The 10,695-nt window shown below is 41.9% G+C and carries 11 protein-coding genes; 10 read left to right on the top strand and 1 reads right to left on the bottom strand.

Annotation, left to right across the window (positions count from 1 at the left end; translation table 11 throughout):
• Positions 1-640: 640 nt before the first annotated feature.
• From rpmH to rsmG, 7 genes are all read left to right on the top strand, one after another.
• Complete coding sequence (rpmH, locus tag MHH56_RS33165; RefSeq protein ID WP_054025773.1) at positions 641-775, top strand: 50S ribosomal protein L34; 135 nt, start codon at positions 641-643, stop codon at positions 773-775.
• 127 nt (positions 776-902) lie between these two features.
• Positions 903-1,274 (top strand): ribonuclease P protein component, encoded by a 372-nt coding sequence (gene rnpA / locus MHH56_RS33160; RefSeq protein WP_076266594.1) that lies wholly within the window; start codon positions 903-905, stop codon positions 1,272-1,274.
• A 272-nt stretch (positions 1,275-1,546) separates the two neighbouring features.
• Positions 1,547-2,299: a YidC/Oxa1 family membrane protein insertase gene (locus MHH56_RS33155; protein ID WP_339209793.1), complete on the top strand. Its 753-nt coding sequence runs from the start codon at positions 1,547-1,549 to the stop codon at positions 2,297-2,299.
• Positions 2,296-2,919, top strand: coding sequence for an RNA-binding cell elongation regulator Jag/EloR (jag, locus tag MHH56_RS33150; RefSeq protein ID WP_076266593.1), 624 nt, complete (start codon positions 2,296-2,298; stop codon positions 2,917-2,919). The genes MHH56_RS33155 and jag overlap by 4 nt, the downstream gene beginning before the upstream one ends.
• Positions 2,920-3,015: 96 nt before the next feature.
• Positions 3,016-4,395, top strand: a complete 1,380-nt coding sequence (gene mnmE / locus MHH56_RS33145) for a tRNA uridine-5-carboxymethylaminomethyl(34) synthesis GTPase MnmE (RefSeq protein WP_339205832.1) — start codon at positions 3,016-3,018, stop codon at positions 4,393-4,395.
• A 405-nt stretch (positions 4,396-4,800) separates the two neighbouring features.
• Complete coding sequence (mnmG, locus tag MHH56_RS33140) at positions 4,801-6,690, top strand: tRNA uridine-5-carboxymethylaminomethyl(34) synthesis enzyme MnmG (RefSeq protein ID WP_339205830.1); 1,890 nt, start codon at positions 4,801-4,803, stop codon at positions 6,688-6,690.
• 34 nt (positions 6,691-6,724) lie between these two features.
• Complete coding sequence (gene rsmG / locus MHH56_RS33135) at positions 6,725-7,414, top strand: 16S rRNA (guanine(527)-N(7))-methyltransferase RsmG (RefSeq protein ID WP_339209792.1); 690 nt, start codon at positions 6,725-6,727, stop codon at positions 7,412-7,414.
• A 96-nt stretch (positions 7,415-7,510) separates the two neighbouring features.
• Here the strand turns inward: rsmG and MHH56_RS33130 are convergent, their stop codons facing one another.
• Entirely contained in the window at positions 7,511-7,666 is a 156-nt protein-coding gene (locus tag MHH56_RS33130) for a hypothetical protein (protein WP_339205828.1), read from the bottom strand.
• A gap of 333 nt (positions 7,667-7,999) precedes the next feature.
• Between MHH56_RS33130 and noc the strand changes: the two genes are divergently transcribed.
• The 3 genes from noc to MHH56_RS33115 all read left to right on the top strand — a co-directional run bounded on the left by noc (position 8,000) and on the right by MHH56_RS33115 (position 10,631).
• On the top strand, positions 8,000-8,818 hold the full coding sequence (gene noc / locus MHH56_RS33125; protein WP_076266589.1) for a nucleoid occlusion protein: 819 nt from the start codon (positions 8,000-8,002) through the stop codon (positions 8,816-8,818).
• A gap of 207 nt (positions 8,819-9,025) precedes the next feature.
• Complete coding sequence (locus MHH56_RS33120) at positions 9,026-9,799, top strand: AAA family ATPase (RefSeq protein WP_076266588.1); 774 nt, start codon at positions 9,026-9,028, stop codon at positions 9,797-9,799.
• A complete protein-coding gene (locus tag MHH56_RS33115) occupies positions 9,780-10,631 on the top strand; it encodes a ParB/RepB/Spo0J family partition protein (protein WP_076266587.1) in 852 nt (283 codons plus the stop codon). The genes MHH56_RS33120 and MHH56_RS33115 overlap by 20 nt, the downstream gene beginning before the upstream one ends.
• Positions 10,632-10,695 lie beyond the last annotated feature (64 nt).

The raw sequence follows: 10,695 nt of genomic DNA, 5'->3' as shown, positions 1-10,695 counted from the left end.
AGACTGTCACTCCTTATCCAAATCGCCACAAGTGGCGCAGTTGCAAGAAAAAATGTCGAAAACAAGGGTATTATAACGAAAGCATCCACATTATGAAGAGAAATAAGTGAATGAGTTATAAATAGGGGATGAGTTTGTTCACAATGTTATCCACAGGCTGTTGATAAAACTGAGGCAATATTGATCTAATCCACAGTGAAAACATAATTATCATAGCAAAAGATGCCTTATATTTCAACGAAATCGCATATTTTATCCACATTCTCAACTGCTTGTGCATAAAAGTTATCTACACCACTACATATTGTTTATATCTTGTTAAGATTTCGACAAAGTTCGTTTAACCCGCCTGTGGATTGTGCACATGTTATTAGTTTTTGAAAAATGAAGTCAATTCATGCGTTTATCCACAGCTGACTTGAAATTATTTTTATCAACAAGAGGGTGCTGGAGCTGATCATTGACTTTTGGGGCTGGGCATGGTTTAATAAAAAAAGCGTTTTTTTAAATATAAGACGTTATAGGTGCATGCTTATAATGCTGCTTATATACACCGCGAAACGATGCTGCTCCGTCAAACTATGACGGCGAGAGCCGTTTACGCTTGATTGGAAACACGCAGTATAGGAGGTGCAGAACGATGAGACCTACATTTAGACCTAATGTAAGCAAACGCGCGAAAGTGCATGGATTCCGCAAACGGATGAGCACGAAGAACGGACGTAAAGTTTTGGCAGCGCGTCGTCAAAGAGGAAGAAAAGTACTGAGCGCATAAGCAGAAGACCACGTCCGGTGGTCTTTTTTTTTTGCTTGTGAGGATGAGGAGTGAGTGAGCAGCAGCTTAGGCTGCTCGCTTGCTGACTATACTTAGAAGATGAACAAGAGAACGGTGGCCAACAGTCGTGCATAGAAAATTGCGTCTTCGCAATCGTGAAGACTTCAGCCGGATTTATCGAGGCGGCAAATCGTTTGCGAATGGGCAATTCGTCGTCTATTGGTCGAAACAACCATCGGCGGAACCATTTCGCCTCGGTGTATCGGCAAGCAAAAAAATAGGCAATGCGGTAGTACGTAATCGCATGCGCAGAATGATTAAAGAAATTGTTCGTCACCAAGCTAATCGAATCGTTCCCCGAACCGACTTCATACTAATAGTAAGAAAGCCTGCTACATTGATGAAGATGAAGGATATGGAGAAGAGCGTTCTTCATGTATTGAAGAAGGCCGGTTTGCTGAAAAGCACGAGTATTTCAAAAGAGAAGCAGGCAGATTAACGATATTTTGCCGGCTTGCTTCGCATGCCTAAAAAACGTGATACAGCATGCGCCAAGAAAGCGGATGCATGGATAGTCTCGTTGTTTCTTTGTCCCATAAATTATGGTATAGTCTAGATTGAAAATATAAGATTGTATTAGTCATACAATGCCTGTATTTTTCCACGAAACATATGCTGCGCCGCAAGAGTACGGCTATTGCCGCTGACGCTTGATGTAATGGCTTTCAGAGAGGAGTTTTAAAGTTGTTGTTTTGGACAAAAAACAAGAAAATGATTTTAGTGTTCGGTCTTGTTCTGCTTATGGGTGTGCTGGCAGGATGCGGCGCTCCATCAACAGAGACAACCGAGACTGCTGATCTATTGAAGGGGAACTTCTGGGAGAAGAACGTCGTTTATTACTTTGCCTTAACGCTTGATACGTTCGCAGGCTGGTTTGGCGAATCCTACGGACTTGCGATATTGCTCCTGACGATCATTGTAAGAACATTGATTTTGCCGTTAACGCTAAAACAATACCGCAGCTCCAAAGCTATGCAGGCGTTGCAGCCGCAAATGGCTGAAATTAAGAAAAAATACAAAGACAATCCGCAAAAACAGCAAGAAGAGACAATGAAGCTTTTCCAAACGCATCAAGTAAATCCGATGGCGGGCTGTTTGCCTCTAATTGTTCAAATGCCGATTTTTATCGCTTTGTACAATTCAATCTACAAAAACCCTGATATTCGTGAGCATACATTCTTGTGGCTTCAGCTTGGAGAGAAAGATCCATATTACATTCTTCCTATTCTTGCTGCCGCTACAACGTTCATTCAGTCAAAGATGATGCAGAAGCAGCAAACACAAACAATGCCAGGTATGGGCATGATGCTGGCGATCTTCCCTGTGCTCATTTTTGTAATGGCACTTTCTTTCCCAGCGGCTCTTCCTTTGTACTGGGTTTACAGCAACATTTACACAATCATTCAAAACTACTTCCTATACGTTCGTTCATCTGACAAAGGTAAGGAGGCCCCTGCGAAATGAAGAAAATCATTGCATCGGGGAAAACGGTAGAAGATGCTGTACGTAACGGATTATTACAATTGCAAGTAACTGAAGACCGCGTTAAACAAGTTGTGCTTGAGCAGCCAACCAAAGGTTTCTTTGGACTGTTCGGCGCAAAGGAAGCGAAAGTTGAGCTTGAGCTTATTCCCGATCCCATGCTTGAAGCGGAGAATTTCCTCCGTGAAGTGGCTGGCACGATGGGATTGCAAGTAAACATCGATCGAAAGCAAACAAGAGACGGTATACATATTGCTGTAACAGGCAGTGGAGATCTTGGCATGCTGATTGGACGTCGCGGACAAACGTTGGATGCATTACAGTACTTGGTTAATATTGTGGCTAATCGTTATTCTGACAGTCATTTGCGTATCGTACTTGATGCAGAAGATTTTCGGGAGCGCCGCCGCAAAACGTTAGCGGATTTATCCGACCGTTTGGCGGGACGAGTTATCCGCACAAGAAAAGAAGTTGTCTTGGAGCCGATGTCGCCGCATGAGCGCAAAGTTATTCATTCGCAGTTGCAGAACCACCCTAAGGTGAAAACGTTTAGTAAAGGCGATGAGCCGAACCGGCGAGTCGTTATTGCATTAAGACAATAAGCTGTACAATATAAATGTATACGAATCAATACGCTATCCACAGCAATGGCTCATAATGGTCATTGCTGTTTTTCCATTTGAGAGGTGCTGACAGCAATGGTACATGATACGATAGCTGCCATTTCCACAGCAGTCGGAGAAGGCGGAATCGCAATAATTAGAGTAAGCGGACCTGAGGCAATTGCAGGTATCGCGAGTGTTTTTCGTTCGAAAATAAATCTAAATGATGCGGATACACATACGCTGCATTATGGTCATATTCTCGATCCGAGGTCTGGAGAAGAGGTTGAAGAAGTACTTGTTACGCTGATGAGAGGTCCCCGTTCATTTACCGCGGAGGATGTTGTCGAAATTAACGCACATGGCGGTGTTATTGCCGTTAAAAAGGTGCTTGATGTCGTATTGCAGCTGGACGGCTATCGCACAGCGGAGCCTGGCGAGTTTACGAAGCGTGCCTTCCTGAATGGTCGAATCGATCTTATGCAGGCAGAGGCTGTTATCGATTTGATTCGTTCCAAATCTGATCGAGCATTTTCCGTTGCCCGCAAACAAGCAGAGGGCGTTCTGTCGAAGCGGATTAAAGCTTTGCGGCAGACGGTCATTGAGCTGCTTGCCCATATAGAAGTGAACATCGATTATCCGGAGCATGACGTAGAGGAAATGACGAGTTCGTTCATTCGTGACCAATGCGATTCTGCTATTAATGAAATAGATCGTCTGTTAAAAACCGCAAACGAAGGCAAGATACTAAGAGAAGGTATTGTAACAGCTATCGTTGGGCGTCCCAATGTCGGTAAATCGTCTTTAATGAATGTACTTACGCAGGAGAATAAGGCTATCGTTACCGACATCCCGGGTACGACTCGTGATGTCATTGAACAATTTGTAGCTCTAAACGGAATTCCACTTCGACTGCTCGATACGGCCGGTATTCGTGAAACAACGGATGTTGTTGAGCGAATTGGGGTGGAGCGCTCTCGCAATGCGCTTGAAGAAGCGGATCTCATTTTGCTAGTGCTGAACTATAATGAGCCGTTGCAGGCTGATGATCGGGAGCTATTGTTGCAAATGAAGGGTCGCCCAGTCATTGCGATCATAAATAAGACTGACTTGCCGCGTCAATTAGAAATTGAGGTGGTGGAGGAGTCGATTCCGGTCGATTCCATCGTTAAAATGTCGGTTCTTGAGGAAGATGGGTTAGACCGTTTAGAGAAGACGATTAGCGAGATGTTTTTTGAAGGCCAGCTTGAATCAGGTGATCTGACATATGTGAGCAATGTTCGACATATTGCTTTATTGAAGCGGGCGAGGCAATCGCTAGTCGATGCAATAGAAGCATCTGATACAGGAATACCGATTGACCTTATTCAAATCGATGCCAGATCCGCGTGGGAATCGCTTGGCGAAATTTTGGGTGATGAGGCTGGAGACTCATTGATCGACCAAATTTTCTCGCAGTTCTGCTTAGGGAAATAGATGGAAGTAGGCTTTTGCAGCCGATATGAATTAAACTTACGACATGTGGCTTTCATGAAGTACGTTGCTAAAAAGTGATTTTGCTAATGAGGCAGAGTTTCCAGCTGCCTGTGCTATTTAAGATTAGCGCAGCTCTAAGTGTTAATTAAGGAAATAGAATATCGAGCTAATCGTTATTCTATTCAGCATATAGGTTTCACTGAAATGATGGGGCATAAGAAAGTTTTCTATGAACGCCTTCGGTTATGCTTACGAAGTGGTTTGCTTCGAAAACTAGGGTTAATGCTTACGAAGTGGTTTTCTACGAAAACCTAAGTTAATGCTTACGAAGTGGTTTTCTACGAAAACCTAAGTTAATGCTTACGAAGTGGTTTTCTACGAAAACCTTTAGGAGGGTAAAGGACAATGAGATATATAGCTGGTGAATATGACGTGATCGTCATTGGAGCGGGGCATGCAGGCTGTGAAGCTGCACTTGCGGCTGCACGTATGGGCTGCGAAACGCTGCTGCTTACAATAAATCTAGACATGGTTGCTTTTATGCCATGTAATCCATCTATCGGCGGACCTGCAAAAGGCCATGTGGTGCGCGAAATTGATGCGCTCGGCGGTGAGATGGGACGTAATATCGATAAAACGTTCATTCAAATGAGGATGCTTAATACAGGTAAAGGTCCAGCGGTGCACGCACTGCGTGCGCAAGCTGACAAGTTTGATTATCAGCATTTAATGAAAAAGACAATTGAAGAAACACCTCATTTGACTCTGAGACAAGGTATGGCTGAAGAGCTTATTGTTGAGGATGGAAAATGCTTAGGAATCGTTACAAAAACAGGCGCTGAGTATCGTGCAAAGACTACTGTTGTTACAACGGGCACCTATTTGCGCGGCAAAATAATTATGGGCGAGCTGATGTATGAGAGCGGACCAAATAATCAACAGCCGTCAGTCAGACTTTCGGCAAGCTTGAAGGAGCATGGTTTGGAGCTTGTACGTTTCAAGACAGGTACGCCTCCGCGTGTTCACAAAGATACGATTGATTTTTCGAAAACAGAAATTCAACCTGGCGACGATAAACCGAAGTTTTTCTCGCATGAGACGGAATCTTCAACAAACGAGCAATTGCCTTGCTGGTTAACATATACATCTGAAGCGACGCACAAAATTATCAATGACAATCTTCATCGTGCGCCAATGTTCTCAGGTGCGATTGAGGGAACGGGTCCAAGATATTGTCCTTCTATTGAAGATAAAATCGTCCGTTTTGCTGATAAGCCAAAACACCAAATCTTCTTAGAGCCAGAAGGTAAAAATACCTCTGAGTATTATGTACAAGGTCTCTCCACAAGTATGCCGGAAGATGTACAGCTTGGTATTTTACGTTCTATACCAGGTTTGGAAAAAGTTGAGATGATGCGTAACGGTTATGCGATCGAATATGATGCGGTAGTTCCTACACAGCTGTGGCCATCTTTGGAGACAAAGGTGATTGATGGTTTATTCACAGCTGGACAAATAAACGGAACTTCTGGTTATGAGGAAGCTGCGGGACAAGGCGTTATGGCTGGCATTAATGCTGCACGCAAGGTACAAGGGAAAGAACCAATTATTATTGGTCGTGCAGATGGCTATATCGGTGTAATGATCGACGATCTTGTTACGAAGGGGACGAACGATCCTTATCGTTTGCTCACTTCAAGAGCGGAATATCGATTGCTGCTTCGCCATGACAATGCAGATTATCGTCTAACGCCAACTGGCTACGAAATCGGTCTTATTTCGGAAGAACGTTACAATAAATTTTTGCGTAAAAAAGAATTGGTTGAAATTGATATTGAACGTCTACGCGGGACCAAAGTAAAACCTGATCAAGCAAATGAAATGCTGATAGCAGCGGGTACAGCTCCCATGGAGCATGGTACTGATGCGTTATCGTTGCTTCGTCGACCGGAAGTTACTTATGCGATGCTAGAAACGGTTGTACCTTCCGTTCCAGAAATGACAGAGGAAATGAAGGAACAGGTTGAAATTCAAATTAAATATGCAGGTTATATTGAGAAACAGCTTGTACAAGTAGCACGTTTGAACAAAATGGAGAAAAAACGTATTCCTGATGACATTGATTATAGTGATGTTCGCAGCTTAGCATCTGAAGCGAAGCAAAAGCTTTCTGTTATCAGACCGCTATCTATTGGTCAAGCTTCAAGGATTGCCGGCGTTACACCAGCTGATATTTCCATACTGCTTGTTTACTTGGAACATTACAACCGTGTTACTGCAGCGAGAGGATCATAATATGGACGAAACATTAAAATGGTTTACAAAACGAATGGAGGAGAGCGGTATTCCGCTTTCTCCCGTTCAGCTTGAACAGTTCGAAACTTATTATCGCCTGCTCGTTGAGTGGAATGAGAAAATGAATTTGACCGGCATTACCGAACGTGATGCTGTATACGAGAAACATTTTTATGATTCCGTATCGCTTTCTTTTTATACGAAGATGGACAGTGTTCGCAAGCTTGCTGATATAGGTTCCGGAGCGGGTTTTCCTAGTATTCCTTTGAAAATTTGTTTTCCTCATTTGCAAATCATGATTGTTGATTCTTTGAATAAAAGAATACAATTCCTAACGCATCTGACAGAGCAGCTTGGTTTAGATCAGGTTTTATGTTTGCATGGCCGGGCTGAAGATATTGCACAATTGCCAGACCACCGTGACAAGTATGATTTAGTAACGGCAAGGGCAGTTGCGAGATTAAATGTATTAAATGAATTTTGTTTGCCCTTCGTAAAAAAAGGTGGATTGTTTGCTGCAATGAAAGGCTCGCAATCGGATGAAGAAGTTCGGGAGGCAGCTTTAAGCCTAAGAGAACTCAAAGGAAAAATTAAATCACAGCATCAGTTATCGCTTCCAAACGAACAATCAGAGCGACATATTATTTTAATAGAGAAGCTAGATGCTACTCCGCGTAAATACCCTAGAAAAGCAGGCACTCCACTAAAACAGCCACTTGTGTAGCTGGCATCTAATGTTCCACGTGAAACATTTTGCAAATGGTTACTTGGGGAAAAGAACTTCCATTTTCTTATAACAATTATTTGTTCTAAAATGATGTCAAGCAGGAGATCGTCCAGTGATAGTCGAATTATTATAGTAGATGAAGAGACTGGACGATACCGTTACATAGACGAACCAATAAACGTCTTCATAAGACATATTGAAGTTCGTATCACGGGCAAATATAAGCATCGTATCAAGCTTTACAGCCATACCTGATTATATTTTAACTGAAGCCTCTCCTATCATTTCCGAATGAAATTTGTTATGGATGTTCGCCGTGCAGTTGACGATTATTACCTGAGAGAGGTTCTAGTAACCGAAATAATCCAATTGGCAATGAACCAATCTTACTGCTGAAGCGTATTTATTGCAAAAACCTTGTAATTGCTTTTTAATAGAATGGAGACATTTTCCTAGTTTACTAGTGTTGATGCTGACATTTTGTATGAAACGCATGCTTCCCATTACTGCGATGGGGGATATGGTTTCTTTTGAAGTGATTAGAAACAAGGTTTATCTCATGATCGGGTGGTAATTATCGATATGAAAGAACAATTTTCTCGATTGTTCGGCCTGTCCGAGCAGCGCATACCGCAAGAAGAAGTTCGGCAAATACCGATTCAAGAAATCGACGCAAGCCCATTTCAGCCGCGGACGATTTTTGATGATGACCGAATTGAAGAATTATGTCAAACGATAAAAACGCATGGTGTTATTCAGCCTATCGTTGTTCGTATGCGTAATGGAAGATATGAAATCATAGCAGGGGAACGTCGCTGGCGTGCTGTTACTAAGCTTGGTTACGATACGATCCCTGGTATTGTTCGTGAATTCAACGATTCACAAACAGCTTCCATTGCTTTAATTGAGAATCTTCAAAGAGAAGGTTTATCGGCAATTGAGGAAGCGATAGCCTATCAAAAATTAATCGAGCTTCATCAATTAACACAGGAAAGCTTGGCTCAGCGTCTAGGGAAAAGTCAATCGACGATTGCCAATAAATTAAGATTGTTAATGTTGAATGATACGATTAAGATGGCTTTAATGGAACGGAAAATTACGGAACGACATGCAAGGGCTTTGTTGTCGCTCGATAATGAAGAATTACAGCTTAAAGTATTAGATGAAATTATAACTAAAGATTTGAATGTTAAGCAGACTGAGGTTAGAATCGCTTTCCTAAAAGAGTCAACCAAACTCAAGAAAGCGAAACGTATTTCTTTTACTAAGGACGTACGTCTGGCCCTTAATACAATCAGACAATCCATTGAAATGGTTTCTGGTTCTGGATTGCAAATTAAGACGAATGAAAAGGATCATGAAGATCATTATGAAATAACGATCCAGATCCCTAAAAGATAAAGTTATATCTTAAAATAGTATAATTTAATGCTTATTTGTGCCGCCCTCACTGAGGGCGGCGATGCCATTTGTAGCTAGTTTTTTATTAAATGAGCTGCACATGTATGGTTCATGTTAATTAACTAGTTTTAAGTTATTAGCATTTATACGTTAATGGATCTTAAGAAAATAGCACATAAAAGTTGTACACATAGAGGTGAGCCGGTTTTGTCGAAGATAATTGCAATAGCCAACCAGAAGGGCGGTGTCGGAAAAACGACAACGTCTGTCAATTTAGCTGCCTGTCTTGCATCACTTGGTAAAAAAGTGCTGCTAGTTGATATTGATCCACAAGGGAATACAACAAGTGGTCTCGGTATTAACAAAGGGGACGTAACGAATTGTATTTACGATGTGCTTATTAATGAAGTCCATCCAAAGGATGCAATGTTCGAGACGGCTGTTCCAGGTCTGAAGATCATTCCAGCAACGATTCAATTGGCTGGTGCCGAAATCGAATTAGTGCCGACGATATCAAGAGAGCTGCGTTTGAAAAAGTCTTTGCATATGGTTAAGGATGATTTCGATTATGTCCTTATTGATTGTCCTCCGTCACTTGGGATATTAACGATAAATTCGTTAACCGCAGCTGACTCTGTTCTTATTCCTATTCAGTGCGAATATTATGCTCTTGAAGGTTTGAGTCAATTGCTTAATACGGTTCGACTCGTTCAAAAGCATTTAAATACATCGCTTCAAATTGAGGGTGTTCTTCTGACCATGCTTGATGCGAGAACGAATTTGGGAATTCAAGTTATTGAAGAAGTGAAAAAGTATTTCCAGCAAAAAGTGTACCAAACGATTATTCCACGTAATGTACGTTTAAGTGAAGCGCCATCACATGGACAAGCTATTATCACATACGACCCGCGTTCTAAAGGTGCAGAAGTTTATCTTGAACTCGCAAAGGAAGTGATTATGTATGAGCAAGCGGCTAGGTAGAGGGCTGGATGCGCTTATCCCATCGCTTTCTGTGAATGACGATGATAAAGTGATTGAAATTACCTTATCCCAACTAAGGCCAAATCCGTATCAACCTAGGAAAACATTTGATGAGGATTCGATTAAAGAATTAGCAGAATCCATTAAGCAGCATGGCATCATTCAACCTATTATTGTTCGTACTGTATTGAAGGGTTACGAAATTATAGCAGGTGAGAGACGCTTCCGCGCTTCGCAATATTGTGGAAATGCAACAATACCTGCTGTTGTAAGATCGTTTACTGATCAACAGGTTATGGAGATTGCTTTAATAGAGAACCTACAGCGCGAGGATTTGAATGCAATTGAAGTTGCAATTGCTTATCAGGCGCTTATCGATAAGTTCAAGCTTACGCAAGAAGAGTTGTCCATGAAGGTCGGAAAGTCACGTTCTCATATTGCCAACTTCGTTCGGTTGCTTTCGTTGCCAACTGAAATAAAAGATAATGTTTCACGTGGAACAATTTCTATGGGTCACGCAAGAGCGTTGGTCGGCATTAAAGATGATAAGGTGCAAAAGGAATTAGCAGATCTTACCGTTTCTCAAGAGTGGAGTGTCCGCGAGCTTGAAGAGGCGATTCAGAAGCTTGATTCAAAACAGCCGGAAGATACAGCCAAGCCGAGTCAGAAAAAACGTGATCCATATATTGATCATTTAGAGGAGTCGCTTCGTGAACGATTTAAAACGACAGTGAAAATTAAACAGCAAAAAGATAAAGGTAAAATTGAGCTACAATACTATAGTAAACAGGATTTGGAACGTTTGCTAGAATTGCTTCAATACATGGCATAGACTATACCAAACAATGGCATACCTTAGTTGTAATCTTGCTTTTGAAAGATTAAACTAAGGTATG

The organism is Paenibacillus sp. FSL K6-3182 (assembly GCF_037976325.1).
Classification (GTDB): Bacteria; Bacillota; Bacilli; order Paenibacillales; family Paenibacillaceae; genus Pristimantibacillus.
This window is presented reverse-complemented; position numbering and strand designations above follow the sequence as displayed.

What these genes read in the sequence shown, in the direction of transcription:
- mnmG (WP_339205830.1), top strand. Translation starts at nt 4,801, where the DNA reads ATGAGATATATAGCTGGTGAATATGACGTGATCGTCATTGGAGCGGGG.
- rpmH (WP_054025773.1), top strand. Translation starts at nt 641, where the DNA reads ATGAGACCTACATTTAGACCTAATGTAAGCAAACGCGCGAAAGTGCAT.
- MHH56_RS33155 (WP_339209793.1), top strand. Translation starts at nt 1,547, where the DNA reads ATGATTTTAGTGTTCGGTCTTGTTCTGCTTATGGGTGTGCTGGCAGGA.
- noc (WP_076266589.1), top strand. Translation starts at nt 8,000, where the DNA reads ATGAAAGAACAATTTTCTCGATTGTTCGGCCTGTCCGAGCAGCGCATA.
- mnmE (WP_339205832.1), top strand. Translation starts at nt 3,016, where the DNA reads ATGGTACATGATACGATAGCTGCCATTTCCACAGCAGTCGGAGAAGGC.
- MHH56_RS33115 (WP_076266587.1), top strand. Translation starts at nt 9,780, where the DNA reads ATGAGCAAGCGGCTAGGTAGAGGGCTGGATGCGCTTATCCCATCGCTT.
- jag (WP_076266593.1), top strand. Translation starts at nt 2,296, where the DNA reads ATGAAGAAAATCATTGCATCGGGGAAAACGGTAGAAGATGCTGTACGT.
- rsmG (WP_339209792.1), top strand. Translation starts at nt 6,725, where the DNA reads ATGGAGGAGAGCGGTATTCCGCTTTCTCCCGTTCAGCTTGAACAGTTC.
- MHH56_RS33130 (WP_339205828.1), bottom strand. Translation starts at nt 7,666, where the DNA reads ATGGCTGTAAAGCTTGATACGATGCTTATATTTGCCCGTGATACGAAC.